We start from the raw sequence: 20264 nt of genomic DNA on the forward strand, positions 1-20264 counted from the left end.
CGCACTCCAGAAGCCGCCCGCGCCCGGGCGGCTTTTTTACGTGCTATCGTTTTTGGATGCTTGCCCCCAGCCTGAACGCGATCGATGCCTTTGTGGATGCCCTGTGGCTGGAGGACGGCCTTTCGCGCAACACGCTGGCGGCCTACCGCCGCGACCTGACGCTGTACGCGCAGTGGCTGGCCGCGCAGCAACCCGCCCTGGCGCTGGACGGCACGGCCGAACACCACCTGCAGGGCTACTTCGCGGCGCGCCACGCCGAGACCCGCGCCACGTCGGCCAACCGGCGCCTCACCGTGCTCAGGCGCTACTTTCACTGGGCGCTGCGCGAGCGGCGGATCGCCGCCGACCCCACGGTGCGGCTCACCGCCGCGCGCCAGCCCCTGCGCGTGCCCAAGACCTTGTCGCAGGTGCAGGTGGAGGCACTGCTCGCGGCGCCGGACCTGGGCAACCCCCTGGGACTGCGCGACCGCACCATGCTGGAGCTGATGTACGCCAGCGGCCTGCGCGTGACCGAACTGGTCACGCTCAAGACCTTCCAGCTGGGCCTGAACGAAGGCGTGCTGCGGGTGATGGGCAAGGGCAGCAAGGAGCGGCTGGTGCCGTTTGGCGAAGAGGCGCGGCAGTGGCTGGAACGCTACCTGCGGGAATCGCGTGGCGAGATCCTTGCGGGCCAGCAGACCGACGACCTGTTCGTGACCCAGCGCGGCAGCGGCATGACCCGCGTGATGTTCTGGGTCATCGTCAAGAAGTGGGCGGCCGTCGCCGGCATCACCGCGCCGCTCTCGCCGCACACGCTGCGGCACGCGTTCGCCACGCACCTGCTCAACCATGGCGCCGACCTGCGCGTGGTGCAGCTGCTGCTGGGGCATGCGGACATTTCCACGACCACCATCTACACCCACGTGGCGCGGGAGCGGCTCAAGTCGCTGCACGCGCAGCACCATCCACGCGGCTAGCGCAGCAGGCAGACAGGCCGTGTGACCGACCCCCTCGATACCAACCAGGAGACATGCATGAAAAAAATGATTGCCGGCGCGCTGCTGCTGGGCGCCGCCACCCTGTCCATGGCGCAGGCCTGGCCCGCGGCCAAGCCCATCCGGCTCATCGTGGGCTACCCGCCAGGGGGCGGCATCGACTTTGCCGCGCGCACCGTGCAGGTGCCGCTGCAGGAAGCGCTCAAGCAGCAGATCGTGGTGGACTACAAGCCGGGCGCGGGCGGCATGCTGGCCGCCACGGAGCTCACGCGCGCGGCGCCGGACGGCTACACCATCCTGCTGGCCAATACCGGCCCTTTCGCCATCGCGCCCTACCTGCAGCGCAAGATGCCCTATGACCCGCTCAAGCAGTTCAGCTACATCGGCCAGATCAGCCAGGGCAGCTACATCGCGGTGACCCGGCTGGACCACCCGGCCAAGGACCTCAAGGAATGGGTGGCCTGGGCCAAGGCCAACGCCGGCAAGGTGAACTTCGCCTCGGGCGGCGCGGGCACGTCCACCCACCTCAATGGCGAGCTCATGAACCAGGCCACCGGGCTGGACGTGACGCACGTGCCATACAAGGGCAGTGCGCCCGCGGTGCAGGATCTGATCGGCGGCCAGACGCAACTGCTCATCGACGCGGGTACGGTGCTGCTGCCCCAGATCAAGGGCGGCAAGCTCAAGGCGCTGGCCGTGACCGGCCCCCGGCGCGATCCACAGCTGCCCGATGTGCCCACGGTCGGTGAACTGGGCTTCGCGGCGATGGAGTCCGTGGGCTTCCAGGGCCTGGTGGGGCCGGCCGGCATGCCCAGGGACACCGTGGACAGGCTCGCTACCGAGCTGGCGAAGGTGCTGGCGCAGGCCGACGTGAAAGCCAAGTTCGCGTTCACGGGGTCCGAAGTGCATTCGCTGGGCCCTGTGGAGTTCTTCAGCTTCGTGAAGGGTGAGAACGAGAAATGGGCCAAGCTCATCCGCGAGCGCAAGCTCGAACTCGATTGATGGATTCTCCTGCCGCCCGAGGGCGCGGTCTTTTCAGCACCTGAAGGCAAGGCGGGCAGGCTCCAGCCGCTGGCGGTGGGGGCGCCCGCACGGCCCGATCTGCCGTCGCCGGTTGGCATCCAGTCCCCGCGCAGGCGCCTTCCGCCATCCTGGCCCTGGGGGACATCCGCCGCAAGCTGGATGCCGCCGGCAACGCGCGCACCCTCCGCATGGCGGGCATCCGGGGACACAATTGACCGGCATGACAACGCAGCGGGCCCTGGATGACCAGGGCCCGGGTGTGCGAATGCCGGGCCAAGGGGCCCCGCGACGGCGTGCCTCAGTCTTCGTTGAGGCTCTCGGCCCAGGTCAGGGCCTGCAGGTGGGCCCAGTTGACCTGGCGGTTGGACAGGTGCAGCGCGTCGGCCGCCTTGGCAAAGGCCACCTCATCGCCGCTCTCGCAGGCCTTGGTCAGCTCCAGGAAGGGCGCGAACACGCCGCTGCCGCGCAGCAGCGCGTCCATCACCGGTTCGGGCAGGGCGACGGATTCCAGCGCCTTATCGAGCGGCACGCCCAGCATGGTGTCGAGCAGGGAGAACACGCCCACCACGAAGGCGTTGTCGCATTCCTCGGGCGGCAGCAGTTCGGCGGCCAGCAGCTCCATCAGGCGGCCGCGCACCACGGCGGTCTGGCCCACCGCCGGCGGCACACCGCCCGCGCGTGAGGTGGTCATCAGGAGGGCCGCCCAGCGGAACAGCTTCTTGAGGCCGAGGATCATCACCGCGTGGCGGAACGAGGTGATCTCGCACGAGAGCCCGAAGCCCGAGGAGTTGATGAAGCGCAGCAGGTTGAAGGACAGAGTGGGGTCCTTCTTGAGCAGGTCCTCGATCTCGGCGGTGGTGGCCTGCTTGCGCACCAGGTTGAGGAGCTGGATGATGGTGGCCTGCGAAGGGCGGATCGTCGTGGCCTTCACGAGCGACGGCTGGGCGAACCAGAAGCCCTGGAACAGCTTGACGCCCAGTCCCCGCATCAGTTCGTACTGTTCGGCGGTCTCCACTTTTTCGGCCACCAGCGTGGCCTTGCTGTGGGTGGTGGAAAACTTGACCAGCGGCCCCGCCAGTTCGGGCTTGAAGGCCATCATGTCCAGCTTGATGAAAGCGGCCAGCGGCAGCCAGCTGGTGTAGGCGCGGCGCAGCGCCTGCTGGTCGAAGGCCAGCCGAAAGCCGCGGGTGCGCAGGGCCTCCAGGGTGGGCACCCGGCCTTCGATTTCCTCGGGGGTGGCCGTGTCGTGCAGCGGCGGTACTTCCAGCACCACCTTTTCGGGGTGGATCAGTTCCAGGTGGCCGCCGGAAAGGCTGTCGTGGGTGCAGTTGATGAACACCGTCTTCTTGCCGACCAGGGCTTCGGTGCCGGCGTACGACAGGGCGTTGAAGAGCAGCGCGGCATCGCTGGCCGCCGTGTGGGAGTCCGAGGCCGTGGACCGGTCGAACAGCTCGTAGCCATAGACGGCGCGGGATTCGTCCACGATGGCCTGTCGCGCAATGATGGCAATGTTCTCATCCACGGGTTCAACCGTGGGTGAATCAGCTTGCGGGGCGTCTTGTTCAGGTGTGCTCGACATGGGGTCCGCTGTGGTGAAGGGCTGGGGTCTGCACTGATTCTAGACCGGCATGCCACGTCGCGAACTGGCCGCGCGGATTTAGATGGCGGCCACGGCGGCTGCAGGCCGGCGTGCCCCGTGCGGCCCCGCAGGCCGCGCGGCGGGGGCGTGGGACGCGCAAACGGGGCTCAGTCCGCGAGCTGGTCCGCCCAGGCCAGGGCCTGCAGGTGCGCGAAGTTGATCTGCTGGCTGGTGAGGTGCAGCAAGCCGGCCGTGCGGTCGAATACCACGTCGTCGCTGGATTCGCAGGCTTCGGCCAGCGTGAGCAGGTCTCCGAGGAAGCCTTCGCGCCGCAGCAGCGCCGCCGCCACGGGCTCGGGCACGTTGAGCAGCCCCAGCGCGGATTCCATGGGCATGGACAGCATCACGTCGAGCAGCGAGAAGATGCCCACCACGAAGGCCTGGTCGGCTTCCTCGGGGGGCAGGGTTTCCAGGGCCAGCAGCTCCATCAGGCGGCCGCGCACCACGGCGGTCTGGCCGACGGAGGAGGGGGTGCCACTGGTGCGCGACGCGGTGAGCAGCAGCGCCGCCCAGCGGAACAGTTTCTTGAGGCCCATGAGCATCACGGCCTGGCGGAAGGAGGTGATCTCGCGCGACAGGCCGAATCCCGCGGAGTTGATCAGGCGCATCAGGTTGAAGGCCAGGCCCGCGTCCTTCTTGAGCACTTCCTCGATGTCGTCCGTGCTGGCCTGCTTGCGCACCTGGTTGATGAGCTCGATGATGCTCGCCTGCGAGGGCGTGAGCAGCTTGGCCTCGACCAGGGCCGGGCGCGCGAACCAGTAGCCCTGGAACATCTGCACGCCCTGGCTGGACACCATGTCGTACTGCTGGGCGGTTTCCACCTTCTCGGCGATCAGTTCGGCCTGGCAGTGGCGGCCCGCGTAGCTGATGAGCACGGCCAGCTGGTCGGGCGCCAGCACCGACAGGTCGAGCTTGATGTAGTCGGCCAGCGGCAGCCAGGGGGCATAGGCCGACTGCAGCACGGTGTGGTTGAACGCCAGGTGGAACCCGCGCTCGCGCAGTTCGGCCAGGATGGGCATGCGCGTGGCGACCTCTTCGGCGGCGGTGTGGCCCAGGGGCGGAATCTCCAGCACCACCTTGTCGGGGTCCACCAGTTCGAGGTGGCCGCCGGAGAGGCTCTCGTGCGTGCAGTTGACGAAGATGAGTTTCTTGCCCACCAGCTCTTCGGTGCCCGCGTGCGAGAGCGCGGTGAAGACCAGGATGACGTCGGTGGCGGCCGTGTGCGCCGCGCCGCTGCGCGAGCGGTTGAACAGCTCGTAGCCGACCACCACCTGCTGCGCGTTGACGATGGCCTGCCGCGCGATCATCGCGACCGAGGACTGGGTGCCGGGGGGCGGGGCGAGGGAGGCCCCAGGGGCGGAGAGTGAAGTCATGGTCAGAGGTTCGGGTGAGTGTGTTGCCGCTTCAGCGGCCGCAGGCGCCGCGGATTGTAGGAGCCATCGCATGTCGGCGCATGGTGGTGGATCAGACCTGTTGCAGCCACCGCAGCTCGGCGTCGGTAAATCCGGCGCTGCGGCGCGCTTTTTCATTGAACGGGGGCTTCAGGCGGGGGGCCTCGTATTGCCTGACCAGGGCGCCATAGTGGGTTTCAGGGTCCACGCCCCGGCGCTCGCACAGCCAGCGGTACCAGTGGTTGCCGATGGCCACGTGGCCGACCTCCTCGCGCAGGATGGTGTCGAGAATCTCCACGGCGGCCAGCGCATCGGGCGTGCCCACCTGGCGCAGCTTGGCCTGGATCTGCGGCGTGGCGTCCAGGCCGCGCGCCTCCAGCGTGCGTGGCACCAGCGCCATGCGCGCCAGGATGTCGTGCCGCGTCTTCTCGCACATCGTCCACAGGCCTTGGTGGGCCGGGAAGTCGCCGTAGTCGTGCCCCTGGCCGCGAAGGTGGTCGCGCAGCAGGCGGAAATGCTGTGCCTCCTCGCCCGCCACGCGCATCCAGTCGGTGTAGTAGGCGCGGGGCATGCCGTCGAAACGCCAGACCGCGTCCAGCGCCAGGTTGATGGCATTGAATTCGATGTGCGCGATGGCATGGATGAGGACTGCGCGCCCCTCGGCCGTCGCGGGCGAGCGGCGGGCCACCTGCGTGTGGCGCAGCAGCAGGGGCCGCTCCGGCCGGCCGGGCAGGGCCGCGGGATCCAGCGGGGCCTCAGGGGCTTTGTCTGCTATGGAAAGAATAGCTGCTTGCGATTGCAGATCAAGCGCTGCGGCCGCTTTTTGTTCAGGGTCTGCAAGGCACAAAACCTGCAATGCACGGTGGCGAAGCTCCATCCTTACAATTCTAGGCCCTGCCACCCGGAACACTGCACACGCTTTGTAACCATTGGCAGGCCCGGTTCCGGCCTTCATTTTTCTGGAGTGTTTGCATGGCGATTTACGAACTCGACGGCGTGGCGCCGCAACTGGCGGCTTCGGCCTGGGTGGCGGAAGGCGCCCAGGTCATGGGAAACGTCGTTCTTGGCGAGGATGCCAGTGTCTGGTTTGGCACGGTGGTGCGTGGCGACACCGAGAGCATCACCATCGGCGCGGGCTCGAACATCCAGGACGCGAGCGTGCTGCATGCCGACATCGGCAAGCCGCTGGTCATCGGCGAGCGCGTGACGGTGGGCCACCAGGTCATGCTGCACGGCTGCACCATCGGCGACGAGTCGCTGATCGGCATCGGGGCCATCGTGCTCAACGGCGCCAAGATTGGCAGGCACTGCCTAGTGGGCGCGGGCGCCCTGGTGACCGAGGGCAAGGAGTTTCCGGATGGCTCCATGATCATCGGCAGCCCGGCCAAGGCCGTGCGCGAACTCACGCCCGAGCAGATCGAGGGCCTGCGCCAGAGCGCCCAGCACTACATCGACAACGCGCGCCGCTTTCAGCGCGGCCTGCACAAAATCGGCTGAACGCCGACCCTTTCTGGAACCCTTGCGTGTCTGAACTCCACAAGTTTCTCTTCGACGGCCTGCCAGTGCGCGGCATGATCGTGCGCCTGACCGATGCCTGGACCGAGATCCTGCGCCGCCGCGCGGGCAATACCGGCACCGGCGCCTACCCCGCCCCGGTGAGCGAGCTGCTGGGCGAGATGGCCGCCGCCGGCGTGCTGATGCAGTCCAACATCAAGTTCAACGGCGCGCTGGTGCTGCAGGTGTTTGGCGACGGCCCCGTGAAGCTGGCCGTGGCCGAGGTGCAGTCGGACCTGAGCCTGCGCGCCACCGCCACGGTCAACAGCGAGGTGCCCGAGGGTGCGCCGCTGAGCCAGATGGTGAACGTGGGCGGCGGTGGCCGCTGCGCCATCACGCTCGACCCCAAGGACCGCCACCCCGGCCAGCAGCCCTACCAGGGCGTGGTGCCGCTGTATGGCGACCGGCACGAGAAGCTGGAACGCCTGTCGGATGTACTGCAGCACTACATGCTGCAGTCCGAGCAGCTGGACACCATCCTGGTCCTGGGCGCCAACGAACAGGTGGCCGCGGGCCTGCTGATCCAGCGCATGCCGATCAAGGGCGAGGGCAACCTGGCCGAGGGCCTGACCCACCGCGAGAACGAAGACCAGATCGGCCACAACGAGGACTACAACCGCATCGCGCACCTGGCTGCCAGCCTGACGCGCGAGGAGCTGCTGACCCTGGACGTGAACACCATCCTGCGCCGCCTGTTCTGGGAGGAAAAGCTGCTGCGCTTCGAACCCCAGCAGGGTGACAGCGGCCCGCGTTTTGCCTGCACCTGCAGCCGTGAGCGCGTGAGCAACATGCTGCGCAACCTGGGCAGCGAAGAGGCCGAGAGCATCCTGTCCGAGCGCGACGACATCGAGGTCGGCTGCGAATTCTGCGGCCAGCAGTACCGTTTCGACGCCGTGGACGCCGCGCAGATCTTCGTGCCGCCGTCCTCCAGCCAGCCGCCCGGGCCGAGCGGGATCCTGCAGTAGCCCGCCGCGCCGGCTGACCATCGTTGACAATCGCCCGCCGCCATCGCGCCTAAGATCGGCGCTCTCCACACGGCCCCGGGCGTTGCCGCCCGCGATGTCCGCCGGTCGCCGCGCACTTGGGGTGCGCGTGCGCCGCCTGTCCGTGTGGCGCAGCAAGAGGGGCTATGGATTTTTTTCGTCGTGTATTTGGCGCCCGCGGGCGGGAGGCCGGGCCGTCGCTGGAGCTGTGCGACAGCGGCAGCGGCAGCGCAGGGGCACAGGATTCGCAACGCGCGGACACCGTGCTCGCGGCCCTCGACATCGACGCAGCCATCAATGCCCACGAACGCTGGAAGGCGCACCTCATGGACTACCTCGAAGGGCGCACCACCCAGGGCCTGGACCCTTCGGAGGTGCGACGCGGCGACCGTGGCGCGCTGGGGCGGTGGCTCCATGGCGTGGGCGGTGAACTGCTGGGCGACCAGCCCGCCTATGCCGTGCTGATGGCGCGCCACCAGTATTTTCACGAACAGGCCGCAATGCTGGTGGCACTGGCCCAGCAGGGCGAATGGGACAAGGCCGTGCAGGTGCTCAACGGCGGATACCGCTACGGCTCCAGCCAGGTCGTGCTGCTCCTCAAGGAACTCAAGCGCGGCCTGGTGCAGCAGCCACTGCCCTGACGGAATGGCCGGATGGCGGGTCAGGCGCCGCGGGCGTTCCGGCCGGTCAGGGCGGTGAACAGGCGGTGCTCGCACTCCGGATCGCTGCACTTCTCGCAGTTCCAGGCGCGCAGGCGTGCCGTGCGCGCGGGCCGAGCAGCCGGTGTGGGTGCAGAAGTGCTGCCGGTGCTCCACAGACTGGCGTCCGGAGCCATGTTTTTGATGGCGTTCAGCGCATTGGCGAGCCGCTGATCGCCATGTCCATACACCACCTGATAGCCCATCTCCCGCTGGGCGAGGTCCGTGCGCAGGCGCGCATCGGCGGCTTCCTGTTCGGGCCGGTCGCGCGCGGGGCAGGGCAGATCGAGCCCCATCAGCAGCACGTGGCGGGTGGCATCGGCCTGGCCCGTGGAATGCAGGCCGCCCAGGTCGTGGCTCCACAGAATGCGCACCGCCCCGGGGGGCAGGCGTTCCTGCAGCGCGGCGGCCAGCACCTGCGCGCCGGTGCCGGGCGCGCCGAGCAGGACAACGAGGGTGGGCTGGGACGGCACGATGGCAGGAGGGCGAGAGGTGGAGAAGGAGGGGGCACGCCCCTTTCCAAGGCCGGGGCCGGGATAGCGCCGCGGTGGCCGCGGCTCAGCGCGGCGTGAACTGCACGTAGACCTCGTTGGGCTTGACCATGCCCAACTCGCTGCGCGCCTTTTCTTCCACCATGTCGAGCCCTTCCTTGAGGTCATGCACCTCGGAGGACAAGCGTTCGTTGGCCTGCCGGGCCTGGTCGTTGGCCGCCTTCTGCACGTCGATCTGCCGCTGCATCTCGTTGACGCGCGGCACGCTGCCCCGCCCGAGCCAGAGCTGGGCGTGCAGTGCTGCCAGCAAGGCCAGCAGGATGACGGGAACAATGCGGGAGACCATCGCTTACCCCTTGGCGTGGGGTTTTGCCACCGGGCCGCCCCAAGGCAACACGCGGCCCCCTGGGGAGGCAGGGAGCCACAGGCAGTGGGCGACCGTGGGGGCCATTACTTCAGGTTATAGAACGCAGCGCGGCCGGGGTAGTGCGCGATCTCGCCCAGGTCTTCCTCGATGCGCAGCAGCTGGTTGTACTTGGCGATGCGGTCCGAACGCGACAGCGAGCCGGTCTTGATCTGGCCCGCATTCGTGCCCACGGCGATGTCGGCGATGGTGCTGTCTTCGGTTTCGCCCGAGCGGTGCGAGATCACGGCGGTGTAGCCGGCGCGCTTGGCCATCTCGATGGCGGCGAAGGTTTCGGTCAGCGTGCCGATCTGGTTGATCTTGATCAGGATCGAGTTGGCGATGCGCTTGTCGATGCCTTCCTTCAGGATCTTGGTGTTGGTCACGAACAGGTCGTCGCCCACCAGCTGCACCTTGTCGCCCAGGCGTTCGGTCAGGTGCTTCCAGCCATCCCAGTCGCCTTCGTGCATGCCGTCTTCGATGCTGATGATGGGGTACTTGTCCACCCAGGCCGCCAGCATGTCGGTCCATTGCTGGGCGGTGAGCTTCAGGCCGCCTTCGCCTTCGAGCACATACATGCCGTCCTTGTAGAACTCGCTCGCGGCGCAGTCCAGGCCCAGGGCGATCTGCTCGCCCGCCGTGTAGCCCGCGGCTTCGATGGCTTGCAGGATGAGGCGGATGGCCGCTTCGTGGTTCTCGACGCTGGGGGCAAAGCCGCCTTCGTCGCCCACGGCGGTGCTCATGCCCTTGTCGTGGATGATCTTCTTGAGAGCGTGGAACACCTCGGCGCCCCAGCGCACGGCTTCGCGGAAGGTCGGTGCGCCCACGGGGATGATCATGAACTCCTGCAGGTCCAGGCTGTTGTTGGCGTGCGCGCCGCCGTTGATCACGTTCATCATGGGCACGGGCAACTGCACGCTGCCCATGCCGCCCAGGTAGCGGTACAGCGGCAGGCCGGACTCTTCGGCGGCGGCGCGGGCCACGGCCATGGAGACCGCCAGCATGGCATTGGCGCCCAGGCGGCTCTTGTTCTCGGTGCCGTCGAGGTCGATCAGGGTCTTGTCCAGGAAGGCCTGTTCGGAGGCATCCAGGCCCAGCACGGCTTCGCTGATCTCGGTGTTGATGTGCTCCACGGCCTTGAGCACGCCCTTGCCCAGGTAGCGGCTCTTGTCGCCATCGCGCATTTCAATGGCTTCGCGGCTGCCGGTGGACGCACCGGAAGGCACGGCGGCACGGCCCATCACGCCCGATTCCAGCAGCACGTCGCATTCGACGGTGGGGTTGCCGCGGCTGTCCAGCACTTCGCGGCCTACGATGTCAACAATGGCACTCATGATTTTCCTTGAGGTTTTTGAAATTCATTCAGACGGGCGGGACGGGCTTTGCTTGTTCAGGCCAAATGGCAAAATGGCCGCTTGGGCGCGTCTGTAGTCATTTTATGCTACTGATTTGATAGTGAATCAGCCTGCAGGTACGAACCGGGTACAACCCGACCGGCGTGAGCTGGCCGCCGCGTATCAGACGCCCTCGACGCACACCATGCGCATGATGGCGGCGCCTTCGCGGGCGGCCTTGGCTTTCTGGTATTCGGGTGTGTCGTAGAAGGCGCGCGCGGCCTCGAAGCTGGGGAACTTGAGCAGCACGGTGCGGCCGGGGTTCCAGTCGCCCTCCAGCACTTCCACCTTGCCGCCGCGAATGCACACCTCGGCGCCATGCGCCTGCATGGCCACGGTGCTCCACTTTTTGTACTCTTCGTACTGCTCAGGGTTGGTGACGGTGACGGATGCGATGACGTAACCACTGCTCATGTCTCAGGCTCCAAAGTTGTTTTCGAGGAATCCATTTTTCTTGGTGATGTCGTCCAGCGCCACCAAGGTCTCCAGCAGCGCCTTCATGTGCTTCAAAGGCACAGCATTGGGGCCGTCCGACCAGGCCTCGGCGGGCCGGGGGTGGGTTTCCATGAAAAGGCCCGCCACGCCCACGGCCACGCCCGCGCGGGCCAGCACCGGCACCATGTCGCGCGCACCACCGCTCACGGCGCCCAGGCCGCCGGGCTTCTGTACCGAGTGGGTCACGTCGAACACCACCGGCGCGCCGGAGTTGCGCATCTCGGCCAGGCTGGTCATGTCGGCCACGAGGTTGTTGTAGCCAAAGCTCACGCCGCGCTCGCAGGCCAGGAAGCGGTCTTCCGAGAGGCCGGCTTCCTGCGCGGCCGCGCGGGCCTTGTCGATGACGTTCTTCATGTCCCAGGGCGCGAGGAACTGGCCCTTCTTGATGTTCACCGGCTTGCCGGACTGCGCCACCGCGCGGATGAAGTCGGTCTGGCGGCACAGGAAGGCGGGCGTCTGCAGCACGTCCACCACGCTGGCCACCTCTGCGACGTGGGACGCATCGTGCACGTCGGTCAGGATGGGCAGTTGCAACTGGCGGCGCACTTCATCGAGGATCTTCAGGCCCGCCTCCAGCCCCACGCCGCGCTTGCTGCTGCCGGACGAGCGGTTGGCCTTGTCGAACGAGCCCTTGTAGATCAAGGGGATACCCAGCGCCGTACAGACCTCCTTGAGCTGGCCCGCGACGTCCAGCGACATCTGCTGGCCTTCGATGGAGCAGGTGCCCGCGATCAGGAAAAAGCGCTGGTCCAGGCCGACATTGAATCCGCACAGCTGCATAGGTCTCCAATCAGGCTTTAGTAGCCGCTTGCTGGTGTTCGACGGCCGCCTTGATGAAGGCGTTGAACAGAGGGTGGCCGTTCCACGGCGTCGACTTGAACTCGGGGTGGAACTGCACGCCGATGAACCAGGGATGCACGTTGTTCGGCAGCTCCACGATCTCGGTGAGCTGTTCGCGCTGGGTCAGCGCGGAGATCACGAGGCCCGCCTTGCGCAGCTGGTCCAGGTAGTTCACGTTGGCTTCGTAGCGGTGGCGGTGGCGCTCGGTCACCACGTCGCCATAGATGCTGTGGGCCAGTGTGTTGGCCGACACGTCGGAGCTTTGTGCGCCCAGGCGCATGGTGCCGCCCAGGTCGGAGTTCTCGTCGCGCTTCTTGATGGTGCCGTCGGCGTCCTTCCACTCGGTGATCAGGGCGATCACGGGGTGGGGGGTGGTGGCGTCGAACTCGGTGCTGTTGGCGTTGGCCAGGCCCGCCACGTGCCGGGCGTACTCGATGGTCGCGACCTGCATGCCCAGACAGATGCCCAGATAGGGCACCTTGTGCTCGCGGGCGAACTGGGCGGTGGCGATCTTGCCTTCCACGCCCCGCACGCCGAACCCGCCGGGCACCAGGATGGCGTCGTACTTGGCGAGCTTGGCGGCGGCATCGGCGCCGTCGATGGTCTCCGAGTCGACGTGGTCGATCTTCACGCGCACATGGTTGCGCATGCCGGCGTGGCGCAGGGCCTCGTTGACGGACTTGTAGCTGTCCGACAGGTCCACGTACTTGCCCACCATCGCGATGGTGACTTCGCCTTGCGGGTGCTCGGTTTCATGCACCAGGTCGTCCCAGCGCTTGAGGCTGGTGGGCGGCGTGTTCAGGCGCAGCTTGTCGCAGATCAGGCCGTCCAGGCCCTGCTCGTGCAGCATGCGCGGCACCTTGTAGATGGTGTCCACGTCCCACATGCTGATCACGCCCCACTCGGGCACGTTGGTGAACAGCGAGATCTTGGCGCGCTCTTCCTCGGGAATGCGCCGGTCGGCGCGGCACAGCAGGGCGTCGGCCTGGATGCCGATCTCGCGCAGCTTTTGCACCGTGTGCTGGGTGGGCTTGGTCTTGAGCTCGCCGGCCGCGGCGATCCAGGGCAGGTAGGTCAGGTGCACGAAGGCCGCATTGTTGGGGCCCATGCGCAGGCTCATCTGGCGCACGGCTTCCAGGAACGGCAGCGACTCGATGTCGCCCACCGTGCCGCCGATCTCGACGATGGCCACGTCCACGGCATCGGGCGTGCCGATGCCGGCGCCGCGCTTGATGAATTCCTGGATCTCGTTGGTGACGTGCGGGATGACCTGCACGGTCTTGCCCAGGTAGTCGCCGCGGCGTTCCTTCTCCAGCACGGACTGGTAAATCTTGCCAGTGGTGAAGTTGTTGGTTTTCTTCATGCGCGTTTCGATGAAACGCTCATAGTGGCCCAGATCCAGGTCGGTTTCTGCGCCGTCATCGGTCACGAACACCTCGCCGTGCTGGAACGGCGACATGGTGCCCGGGTCTACGTTGATGTAGGGGTCAAGCTTGATGAGGGTGACTTTGAGTCCCCGCGATTCGAGGATCGCGGCAAGGGAGGCTGAGGCGATTCCCTTACCGAGGGAAGACACCACACCGCCGGTGACGAAGACAAATTTGGTCATGTCTTTTTTGGTGGTGGGAAATTGGGATTATAGATGGCACCCCGGCGACACCCCCGGGGGCAGGGTCACCCCCGTCTGCTAAATTCGCCGCATGAATGAGCTTGCTGGCAAACACATTGTTCTGGGTCTGAGCGGGGGCGTGGCTTGCTACAAGGCAGCCGATCTGTGCCGCCAGCTCATCAAGGAGGGCGCCACCGTGCAGGTGGTGACGACCGAGGCGGCCGCGCAATTCATCACGCCGGTGACCATGCAGGCCCTGTCGGGGCGGCCCGTCTACGGCTCGCAGTGGGATGCGCGCGAGCCCAACAACATGCCGCACATCAACCTCAGCCGCGAGGCCGATGCGATCCTGATCGCGCCCTGCAGCGCCGATTTCATCGCGCGGCTGGTGCAGGGCCGTGCCGACGAGTTGCTGAGCCTGCTGTGCCTGGCACGCCCCATCGACCGCGTGCCGCTGCTGCTGGCCCCAGCCATGAACCGCGAGATGTGGGCCCACCCCGCCACAGCGCGAAACCTGGCCCAGGTGGCCAGGGACGGCGCCCGCGTGCTGGGCGTGGGCAATGGCGACCAGGCCTGCGGAGAAACTGGCGATGGCCGCATGCTGGAGCCTTCAGAGCTGCTCGAGGAGCTGGTTGCTTTCTTCGCGCCCAAGGTGCTGGCGGGGCGCAAGGTGCTGGTCACCGCCGGACCGACCTTCGAAGCCATCGATCCGGTGCGCGGCATCACCAACCTCTCCAGCGGCAAGATGGGTTTTGCCATCGCCCGCGCGGCGCGCGAAGCGGGGGGCGATGTCACGCTCGTGGCCGGTCCCGTGCATCTGCCCACGCCGCGCGGGGTGCAGCGCCTGAATGTCCAGTCTGCACAGGAAATGCTGGCAGCGGTTGAGGGGCAAGCGCATGACGCTTCTATTTTTATAGCAACGGCGGCAGTGGCAGACTGGCGGCCTGCTGCGCCGTCCACACAGAAGATCAAGAAAGACGGCTCCGGCCAGACCCCCACGCTGGGCTTTGTGGAGAACCCCGACATCCTGGCGGGCGTGGCGCGGTCGCCGCGTGCGCAGGCGGGCCAGCTGTACTGCGTGGGATTTGCCGCCGAGAGCCACGATCTCCTGGCCCATGCCACGGCCAAGCGTGCGCGCAAGGGGGTGCCGCTGCTGGTGGGCAATATCGGGCCCGCCACCTTCGGACAGGACGACAATGCCCTGCTGCTCGTGGATGCCGATGGGCACCGCGAGCTGCCCCGCGCGTCCAAGCGGGTGCTGGCGCGGCAGCTCATCGAGGACATCGCGGCGCGGTTGCCGCCATCGGATTCGTGACGTTCGTTTCCCCGGAGGTTGTATGAAAACTGGCTCCACCAAGCCTGAATGGGACACGCCGCCCGACGGCGACTTTGCGCGCTATGTGGAGCGGCTGACGGCGCCGGCCCCGTCCAGGAAAGCCCAGGTCCTCTCTCCGGGGGCCACCGGCCCTGCGCCACCGGTGTCCCCGGGCGGCTCCCGGTCGACCCCCCGCGCCGGTCCGCCCGATCTCGCGCAGGCGCTCGGGCCCCTGATGGGCGTGCTGCGAACCGTGCGCGTGGTGCTGTTGCTGCTCATCGCCGCGCAGGGGATCGCGCTGTTCCTGTTCAGCCAGGGGTCCTTGGCCGGCCTGGTCGCCATGGCGGCCATCTGGTGGGCGCTGGGCTGGCTGATGGACGCGGCGCCCAGGGCCATTTCATCCCCAGGCGCCGCGCCAGGCGTGCAACCATTGCAAGAGCGACTGCGGCAAGTGGCCCAGCAGCGCAAGACAGGAAAGAAGAAGTAGTGAAGATCGATGTCAAGATTCTGGACCCGCGCATGGCGGATCAACTCCCCTCCTATGCCACGCCCGGCAGCGCGGGCCTGGACCTGCGGGCCTGCCTGGACGCGCCGCTGACCCTGCAGCCGAACGCATGGCAGCTGGTACCCACGGGCATCTCCGTGTACATCAAGGACCCGGGATATGCCGCGCTCATCCTGCCGCGCTCGGGCCTCGGCCACAAGCACGGCATCGTGCTGGGCAACCTTGTCGGATTGATCGACAGCGACTACCAGGGCCAGCTCATGGTGAGCGCCTGGAACCGCAGCGGCACGGCATTCACGCTGGAGCCGATGGAGCGGCTGGCGCAACTGGTGATCGTGCCGGTGGTGCAGGCGCAGTTCAACGTGGTGGCCGAGTTCGCGGCGACCCAGCGGGGAGAGGGCGGCTACGGGTCCACCGGCAAGGCCTGAAGGGGCGGGTCCCTCTGGCCTGGGAGCTGGCGCCTGTCAGACACGGCTTACTTTTCGAAGGGTCTGTTACGGACAGGGCCTCAGCCCCTTGTCCACGCGACAAGACCCTTGCGCGTTGTTCCAATCAAGGCATGCGTACCCGGACCGGATTGTCGGACCATGCGCCAGCCCCTGACTTTAGGAGATTGAAAAATGCTGCAATTTAAGCGTTCGTTTGCCATTGTGGGCGCCGTTGTCCTCGTGGGATCCCTGGCGGCCTGCGGCCACAACCGGTCGGCCCCCCAGCCCCAGTATTCGGGAGGCTATTCGGGCGGATACCAGTCTGCGCCCGCCTACCCGAACAACCCGGCGGGCACCGAGTATGGCCGTGTGTCGAACATCGAAGTGCTGCAGGGCCGCTCGCAAGGGCAGACCTCGGGCGCGGGCGCCGTGCTGGGCGCGGTCGTGGGCGGGGTCCTGGGCAACCAGATCGGCAAGGGTTCCGGCCGCGCGGCGGCCACTGGCGTGGGCATCCTGGGCGGTGCCGTGGCAGGCAATGCCATCGAAGGCCGCAACAACAGCCAGGAATATGCCCAGGGCTATCGGCTCTCTGTCCAGCTGGACCAGGGCGGCTATCGTGCCTACGACGTGAGCAGTCCGGGCGATCTGCGCATCGGCGACCGCGTGCGCCTCTACAACGGCCAGATTTCGCGCCTGTAAACCGAACCCCGCAGCCGCCACCGCGGGAATCCTGAGCTGTTCAGGATTCCCGGGCCTGGCTCACCCGCTCAATCAATGCAGCAGGGAGCCGCCGGGCGCCCGCGGCTGTACCCGAAAGAAGCCGGTGCCCGCGGTGCCCCGGCCAATCTCATCTTCCGTGGCTTCGCGCACGGCCTGCACCGTCAGCTGCAGCCGCAGGGCGATGCCCGCGAGCGGGTGGTTGCCGTCCAGAACCACGTGCTCTGGATAGATCTCCGTCACGGTGTACAGCCCGCTGCGCGGTGCATCGGGGTTGCAGCCCTCCGGCAGGGCCATTCCATCAAACGTCATCCCTTCTTCCAGCTCCGCCGGAAACAGGGACCGGGGTTCCAGAAAAAGCAGTTGATCGTTGAAGTCGCCAAAAGCGTCCTCGGGTTCCAGGTGCAGAGCCAGCGTGGCCCCCGGGCCGTGGCCTTGCAGGGCTTCCTCGATGCGCGGCAGCAGGTCGTCGCCCCCTACCAGGAACTCCACGGGGTCATCGAGAACATCCAGTTCTTCGCCAAGGGTGTCTTTGAGCGTCCAGGTCAGTGCGACCACGCATTGTTGGGTAATTTCCATAGGAGAATTGTCGCAGTTTGACCAATGCCTCCGCAAAGGAGCGCCACTCTCCCATGGATATCCAGCAACCCCTTTCCCTGCTCGGCGGCATGACCCCCGCGCAATTCATGCGCCGCCACTGGCAGAAGAAGCCTTTGCTGGTGCGGCAGGCCATCGCGCAGTTTTCGCCGCCTGTACTGCGTGCCGAGCTTTTTGCGCTGGCTTCCCAGGAGGGGGTGGAGTCCCGCCTGGTGCAGTTGGCCAAGGGCGCCTGGAAGCTGCGCCACGGACCGTTCAACCGCCGCGCCCTGCCGGCGCTGCAGCAGCCCGACTGGACCCTGCTCGTGCAAGGGGTGGACCTGCACAACGACGCTGTGCACGCGCTGATGCAGCAGTTCCGTTTTGTGCCCGAGGCGCGCCTGGACGATCTCATGATCAGCTATGCCGCCGACGGCGGGGGCGTGGGTCCGCATTTCGACAGTTATGACGTCTTTCTGCTGCAGGCCCACGGAAAGCGGCGTTGGCGCATTGGCCGCCAGAAGGACTTGTCGCTGCGCGATGACATTCCGCTGAAGGTGCTGGCCCACTTCGAGCCGGAAGAGGAGTTCGTTCTCGAGCCTGGCGACATGCTCTACCTGCCGCCCCGCTATGCGCACGACGGCATCGCCGAAGGCGAATGCATGACCTATTCGATAGGCTTTCGGGCGCCGGCCCGTGCCGAGCTCGCGCAGGAGCTGCTGGTGCGTCTGGCGGAGGATGCAGGCGATGAAGAGGGCAGTCCCTTGCTGTACCGCGATGCGCAGCAGGCGGCGGTTGCCCAGCCCGCCGCCATTCCGGCGGGGCTGCACGATTTCGCGCGGACCGCTCTGGCCCGCGCCTTGGCGCAACCCCTGGTGCTGGAGCGTGCGCTCGGGGAATATCTGACCGAGCCCAAGCCCAGCGTGTGGTTCGAGCCCGGGGACGCGGGCGTGATGCTGGAAGGCGTGCGCCTGGATCGCCGCAGCCGCATGATGTATGACACCCACCACGTGTTCATCAACGGCGAAAGCTACCGTGCCGCGGGCCGCGACGCGACGCTGATGCGCCGCCTGGCGGACGAACGCCAACTGACTGCCCGCGAACTCGCGCGCGCGAGCGACGATGCGCTCGAGCTGTTGTCGTCCTGGTGCGATGCCGGCTGGGCGCATGCATGGGCTGAAGGCTGAAAAGACTGGTGCATCCCAAGGAGACGCTCCCATGACCGAGGCTTCCTCCATCCCCGCGGATCCGCTGCGTGAACTGCCGTCCGGGCGGTTCAGCGGCCGTGAGGCGTTTCAGCAACTGGTGCGCGACGCGATGGCCACGGCCGCACGCGACGGGTGGCCGGAAATCGTGATCAGCGACGCGAACTTCCACGACTGGCCGCTGGGTGAGCGCAGCGTGGCAGAAGCCCTTCAGCACTGGGCGCACGGGAGCCGGCGCTTGACGATGCTGGCGTGCAGCTATGACGATGTGGTTCGCCGCCACGCCCGTTTTGTGCGCTGGCGCGGTACCTGGGACCACATCATCACGTGCCGCCGCAGCCCCGCGGCGGACCCGCTCGATATCCCCAGCGCGTTGTGGTCCCCGCAGTGGGTGCTGCAGCGCCTGGACCCCGAGCGGTGCGTGGGCGTCACGGGCAGCGAACCCGAGCGGCGGGTGCTGCTGCGCGAGAATCTCAACGAGTGGGTGCGTGGCAAGAGTTCGCCCGGTTTTCCCGCCTCGACCCTGGGTCTGTAGATGAAATACCTGCTTTGCGCCGTGTCAATGGGGTGTAAAGCTTTCGTCAGTGTTAGTCAGTATTGACTAAATACCAATATAATTAGCGGCTGCGCCGAAAAGGTGCAAGCCAAAGCGCATTGTGCCGACGCGTTCCGAGGCTTCCAGGAGCCCGACGCCGCGGCTTTTCAAGATTCTGTCTGTCCAACTAGGAAAATCGAAATGAAGAACTCTCTCGTTCTGGCCGCCCTGATCGCTGCTGCAGCACTCGCCGCTTGTGGCAAGAAGGAAGAACCCGCTCCAGCACCAGCACCTGCTGCCGTGGAAGCACCAGCTCCTGCACCCGCACCTGCTCCTGCCGCCTCCGATGCAGCTCCTGCTGCTTCCGACGCCGCTTCGGCTGCCGCTGCACCTGCTGCTGACGCTGCCAAGGCTGCTGCCGACGCTGCTGCCACCGCTGCCGCTGGCGCTTCCGCAGCCAAGTAATTTGCTGCAGGCCCTGGCTGGTTGCAAGACCAGCCACTGCCCGAAGGCCCCGAACCGCAAGGTCGGGGCTTTTTCTTTTCCGGGCGCGGAACGTGTTTTTGTGGTGCGCCGTCCGTGGGGGGGCGGGCGGGGTGGCCGGTGGGCGCGCTCGTGTCAGTTCGGCGCCTGCGCCACCGGCAGCCATGCCGTGCCCGCCGTGGGGCAGGCCACGGCGATGGCCTCCACGGGCCAGTCCATGGCAGGGGCCAGCGCCTCACGTGCGATGGAGGGCGCATTGTTCTTGGTGCTCAGGTGGGCCGCCACCACCGTCCGCAGGCCCGGATGGCGGACGGCGCGAAGGATGTCCGCCGTGACCCGGTTGGCCAGGTGGCCGAAGGGGCCGCCTACGCGGCGCTTCAGAAAGAGGGGGTAGCGGGATGCCGCCAGCAGCGCGGGGTCGTGGTTGGCTTCGATCATCAGCGCGTGGCAGCCCTCGAGCTGCCGCAGCACATGCTCGCTGGCATGGCCCAGGTCGGTCAGCACCCCCAGGTGGGCGGCGCCGTCGGAGCAGCGCAGCTGCAGCGGCTCGCGGGCGTCATGCGGCACGGTGAAGGGCCGGGCCTCGAACGTGCCCAGGTCGATCGGTGCCATGTCGTGCGCGACGCGCAGCATGTCGCCAAAGTCCGGCTGGCCCAGGGCGGCGTAGGTGCCCTGGCTCATCCAGACGGGAATGCCGTAGCGCAGGGCCACGGCCTGCGCGCAGCCGATGTGGTCGGAATGTTCGTGGGTGATGAAAACCGCGTCCAGGTCCTCGATCTGCAGCTGCGCCTGCGCCAGCCGGCCCTGCAGTTGCCGGATGCCGAAGCCGCAGTCGATCAGGAGGCGGCGCACCTGCGTGTCGCAGCGGCCTTCCACCACGGTGGCATTGCCGGTGCTGCCGCTCCCCAGGTTCTTGAAACGCAGCATGGAGGGCGAGGATATTGCGTCGTGCCGCGGGGCGGACCGGGGCCGGTCCTCGCGGACTCCGCACAGCACGCAGGCAGAC

The 20264-nt window shown here is 67.1% G+C and carries 23 protein-coding genes; 12 read left to right on the plus strand and 11 right to left on the minus strand.

The annotated features are described in order from the left end of the window. Window positions 1-56: 56 nt before the first annotated feature. Window positions 57-956 carry a site-specific tyrosine recombinase XerD gene (gene xerD / locus AC07OC_RS15520; RefSeq protein WP_218340182.1) on the plus strand — a complete coding sequence of 300 codons (900 nt, stop codon included), beginning with the start codon at window positions 57-59 and terminating at the stop codon, window positions 954-956. A gap of 57 nt (window positions 957-1013) precedes the next feature. Then, a complete protein-coding gene (locus tag AC07OC_RS15525) occupies window positions 1014-1976 on the plus strand; it encodes a Bug family tripartite tricarboxylate transporter substrate binding protein (RefSeq protein ID WP_218340183.1) in 963 nt (320 codons plus the stop codon). A 319-nt stretch (window positions 1977-2295) separates the two neighbouring features. Here the strand turns inward: AC07OC_RS15525 and AC07OC_RS15530 are convergent, their stop codons facing one another. The 3 genes from AC07OC_RS15530 to AC07OC_RS15540 form a co-directional block, all read right to left on the minus strand. Beyond that, complete coding sequence (locus tag AC07OC_RS15530) at window positions 2296-3576, minus strand: EAL and HDOD domain-containing protein (RefSeq protein ID WP_218340184.1); 1281 nt, start codon at window positions 3574-3576, stop codon at window positions 2296-2298. Window positions 3577-3743: 167 nt separating this feature from the next. Beyond that, window positions 3744-5009, minus strand: a complete 1266-nt coding sequence (locus AC07OC_RS15535) for an EAL and HDOD domain-containing protein (protein WP_218340185.1) — start codon at window positions 5007-5009, stop codon at window positions 3744-3746. 91 nt (window positions 5010-5100) lie between these two features. Next, window positions 5101-5904 carry a ferritin-like domain-containing protein gene (locus AC07OC_RS15540; RefSeq protein WP_218295470.1) on the minus strand — a complete coding sequence of 268 codons (804 nt, stop codon included), beginning with the start codon at window positions 5902-5904 and terminating at the stop codon, window positions 5101-5103. Window positions 5905-5999: 95 nt separating this feature from the next. Between AC07OC_RS15540 and AC07OC_RS15545 the strand changes: the two genes are divergently transcribed. The 3 genes from AC07OC_RS15545 (at window position 6000) to AC07OC_RS15555 (ending at window position 8205) form a co-directional block, all read left to right on the plus strand. Then, window positions 6000-6524, plus strand: coding sequence for a gamma carbonic anhydrase family protein (locus AC07OC_RS15545; RefSeq protein ID WP_218340187.1), 525 nt, complete (start codon window positions 6000-6002; stop codon window positions 6522-6524). 26 nt (window positions 6525-6550) lie between these two features. Then, window positions 6551-7546, plus strand: a complete 996-nt coding sequence (gene hslO / locus AC07OC_RS15550; protein ID WP_494601658.1) for an Hsp33 family molecular chaperone HslO — start codon at window positions 6551-6553, stop codon at window positions 7544-7546. Window positions 7547-7710: 164 nt separating this feature from the next. Next, window positions 7711-8205 (plus strand): CZB domain-containing protein, encoded by a 495-nt coding sequence (locus AC07OC_RS15555; RefSeq protein WP_218340188.1) that lies wholly within the window; start codon window positions 7711-7713, stop codon window positions 8203-8205. A gap of 20 nt (window positions 8206-8225) precedes the next feature. Here AC07OC_RS15555 and AC07OC_RS15560 read toward each other — a convergent pair whose 3' ends face one another. The 6 genes from AC07OC_RS15560 to pyrG all read right to left on the minus strand — a co-directional run bounded on the left by AC07OC_RS15560 (window position 8226) and on the right by pyrG (window position 13494). Continuing rightward, on the minus strand, window positions 8226-8735 hold the full coding sequence (locus AC07OC_RS15560; protein WP_218340189.1) for a hypothetical protein: 510 nt from the start codon (window positions 8733-8735) through the stop codon (window positions 8226-8228). 85 nt (window positions 8736-8820) lie between these two features. Further along, on the minus strand, window positions 8821-9099 hold the full coding sequence (locus AC07OC_RS15565) for a septum formation initiator family protein (RefSeq protein ID WP_218295465.1): 279 nt from the start codon (window positions 9097-9099) through the stop codon (window positions 8821-8823). A gap of 104 nt (window positions 9100-9203) precedes the next feature. Then, window positions 9204-10490, minus strand: a complete 1287-nt coding sequence (gene eno / locus AC07OC_RS15570) for a phosphopyruvate hydratase (protein ID WP_218295464.1) — start codon at window positions 10488-10490, stop codon at window positions 9204-9206. Window positions 10491-10673: 183 nt separating this feature from the next. Then, on the minus strand, window positions 10674-10964 hold the full coding sequence (locus AC07OC_RS15575; RefSeq protein ID WP_218295463.1) for a DUF1330 domain-containing protein: 291 nt from the start codon (window positions 10962-10964) through the stop codon (window positions 10674-10676). Window positions 10965-10967: 3 nt separating this feature from the next. Beyond that, window positions 10968-11825: a 3-deoxy-8-phosphooctulonate synthase gene (kdsA, locus tag AC07OC_RS15580; protein WP_494601660.1), complete on the minus strand. Its 858-nt coding sequence runs from the start codon at window positions 11823-11825 to the stop codon at window positions 10968-10970. A 10-nt stretch (window positions 11826-11835) separates the two neighbouring features. Beyond that, entirely contained in the window at window positions 11836-13494 is a 1659-nt protein-coding gene (gene pyrG, locus AC07OC_RS15585; RefSeq protein ID WP_218295461.1) for a CTP synthase, read from the minus strand. A 91-nt stretch (window positions 13495-13585) separates the two neighbouring features. Between pyrG and coaBC the strand changes: the two genes are divergently transcribed. From coaBC to AC07OC_RS15605, 4 genes are all read left to right on the plus strand, one after another. Continuing rightward, window positions 13586-14809 (plus strand): bifunctional phosphopantothenoylcysteine decarboxylase/phosphopantothenate--cysteine ligase CoaBC, encoded by a 1224-nt coding sequence (coaBC, locus tag AC07OC_RS15590; protein WP_494601662.1) that lies wholly within the window; start codon window positions 13586-13588, stop codon window positions 14807-14809. A 22-nt stretch (window positions 14810-14831) separates the two neighbouring features. Then, complete coding sequence (locus AC07OC_RS15595; protein WP_369642924.1) at window positions 14832-15296, plus strand: hypothetical protein; 465 nt, start codon at window positions 14832-14834, stop codon at window positions 15294-15296. Continuing rightward, window positions 15296-15742 carry a dUTP diphosphatase gene (dut, locus tag AC07OC_RS15600; protein ID WP_218295459.1) on the plus strand — a complete coding sequence of 149 codons (447 nt, stop codon included), beginning with the start codon at window positions 15296-15298 and terminating at the stop codon, window positions 15740-15742. Before AC07OC_RS15595 ends, dut begins: the two co-directional genes overlap by 1 nt. 192 nt (window positions 15743-15934) lie before the next feature. After that, the gene (locus tag AC07OC_RS15605) at window positions 15935-16441 is read left to right on the plus strand and encodes an outer membrane lipoprotein (RefSeq protein WP_218340193.1); all 507 of its coding nucleotides are present in this window, start codon (window positions 15935-15937) and stop codon (window positions 16439-16441) included. Between the two features lie 72 nt (window positions 16442-16513). Here AC07OC_RS15605 and AC07OC_RS15610 read toward each other — a convergent pair whose 3' ends face one another. Then, window positions 16514-17038 carry an FKBP-type peptidyl-prolyl cis-trans isomerase gene (locus tag AC07OC_RS15610; RefSeq protein ID WP_494601665.1) on the minus strand — a complete coding sequence of 175 codons (525 nt, stop codon included), beginning with the start codon at window positions 17036-17038 and terminating at the stop codon, window positions 16514-16516. 53 nt (window positions 17039-17091) lie between these two features. Here AC07OC_RS15610 and AC07OC_RS15615 point away from each other — a divergent pair, with 53 nt between their 5' ends. From AC07OC_RS15615 to AC07OC_RS15625, 3 genes are all read left to right on the plus strand, one after another. Beyond that, window positions 17092-18222 carry a JmjC domain-containing protein gene (locus tag AC07OC_RS15615; RefSeq protein ID WP_218295456.1) on the plus strand — a complete coding sequence of 377 codons (1131 nt, stop codon included), beginning with the start codon at window positions 17092-17094 and terminating at the stop codon, window positions 18220-18222. 31 nt (window positions 18223-18253) lie between these two features. Then, on the plus strand, window positions 18254-18775 hold the full coding sequence (locus AC07OC_RS15620; protein WP_494601667.1) for a hypothetical protein: 522 nt from the start codon (window positions 18254-18256) through the stop codon (window positions 18773-18775). A gap of 201 nt (window positions 18776-18976) precedes the next feature. Further along, window positions 18977-19240, plus strand: coding sequence for a hypothetical protein (locus tag AC07OC_RS15625; protein ID WP_218295454.1), 264 nt, complete (start codon window positions 18977-18979; stop codon window positions 19238-19240). Between the two features lie 153 nt (window positions 19241-19393). Here AC07OC_RS15625 and AC07OC_RS15630 read toward each other — a convergent pair whose 3' ends face one another. Beyond that, complete coding sequence (locus tag AC07OC_RS15630; protein WP_494601669.1) at window positions 19394-20185, minus strand: MBL fold metallo-hydrolase; 792 nt, start codon at window positions 20183-20185, stop codon at window positions 19394-19396. Between the last annotated feature and the right edge of the window lie 79 nt (window positions 20186-20264).

Source organism: Acidovorax sp. GW821-FHT10E04, from assembly GCF_059415185.1.

Bases quoted from the DNA above. Each gene is read 5' to 3' on its own strand.
- AC07OC_RS15555 (WP_218340188.1), top strand. From the start codon at position 7,711: ATGGATTTTTTTCGTCGTGTATTTGGCGCCCGCGGGCGGGAGGCCGGG.
- eno (WP_218295464.1), bottom strand. From the start codon at position 10,490: ATGAGTGCCATTGTTGACATCGTAGGCCGCGAAGTGCTGGACAGCCGC.
- AC07OC_RS15625 (WP_218295454.1), top strand. From the start codon at position 18,977: ATGAAGAACTCTCTCGTTCTGGCCGCCCTGATCGCTGCTGCAGCACTC.
- kdsA (WP_494601660.1), bottom strand. From the start codon at position 11,825: ATGCAGCTGTGCGGATTCAATGTCGGCCTGGACCAGCGCTTTTTCCTG.
- AC07OC_RS15540 (WP_218295470.1), bottom strand. From the start codon at position 5,904: ATGGAGCTTCGCCACCGTGCATTGCAGGTTTTGTGCCTTGCAGACCCT.
- AC07OC_RS15535 (WP_218340185.1), bottom strand. From the start codon at position 5,009: ATGACTTCACTCTCCGCCCCTGGGGCCTCCCTCGCCCCGCCCCCCGGC.
- AC07OC_RS15620 (WP_494601667.1), top strand. From the start codon at position 18,254: ATGACCGAGGCTTCCTCCATCCCCGCGGATCCGCTGCGTGAACTGCCG.
- coaBC (WP_494601662.1), top strand. From the start codon at position 13,586: ATGAATGAGCTTGCTGGCAAACACATTGTTCTGGGTCTGAGCGGGGGC.
- xerD (WP_218340182.1), top strand. From the start codon at position 57: ATGCTTGCCCCCAGCCTGAACGCGATCGATGCCTTTGTGGATGCCCTG.
- AC07OC_RS15595 (WP_369642924.1), top strand. From the start codon at position 14,832: ATGAAAACTGGCTCCACCAAGCCTGAATGGGACACGCCGCCCGACGGC.
- AC07OC_RS15545 (WP_218340187.1), top strand. From the start codon at position 6,000: ATGGCGATTTACGAACTCGACGGCGTGGCGCCGCAACTGGCGGCTTCG.
- AC07OC_RS15605 (WP_218340193.1), top strand. From the start codon at position 15,935: ATGCTGCAATTTAAGCGTTCGTTTGCCATTGTGGGCGCCGTTGTCCTC.
- AC07OC_RS15565 (WP_218295465.1), bottom strand. From the start codon at position 9,099: ATGGTCTCCCGCATTGTTCCCGTCATCCTGCTGGCCTTGCTGGCAGCA.
- AC07OC_RS15575 (WP_218295463.1), bottom strand. From the start codon at position 10,964: ATGAGCAGTGGTTACGTCATCGCATCCGTCACCGTCACCAACCCTGAG.
- AC07OC_RS15530 (WP_218340184.1), bottom strand. From the start codon at position 3,576: ATGTCGAGCACACCTGAACAAGACGCCCCGCAAGCTGATTCACCCACG.
- AC07OC_RS15525 (WP_218340183.1), top strand. From the start codon at position 1,014: ATGAAAAAAATGATTGCCGGCGCGCTGCTGCTGGGCGCCGCCACCCTG.
- AC07OC_RS15630 (WP_494601669.1), bottom strand. From the start codon at position 20,185: ATGCTGCGTTTCAAGAACCTGGGGAGCGGCAGCACCGGCAATGCCACC.
- pyrG (WP_218295461.1), bottom strand. From the start codon at position 13,494: ATGACCAAATTTGTCTTCGTCACCGGCGGTGTGGTGTCTTCCCTCGGT.
- AC07OC_RS15615 (WP_218295456.1), top strand. From the start codon at position 17,092: ATGGATATCCAGCAACCCCTTTCCCTGCTCGGCGGCATGACCCCCGCG.
- AC07OC_RS15610 (WP_494601665.1), bottom strand. From the start codon at position 17,038: ATGGAAATTACCCAACAATGCGTGGTCGCACTGACCTGGACGCTCAAA.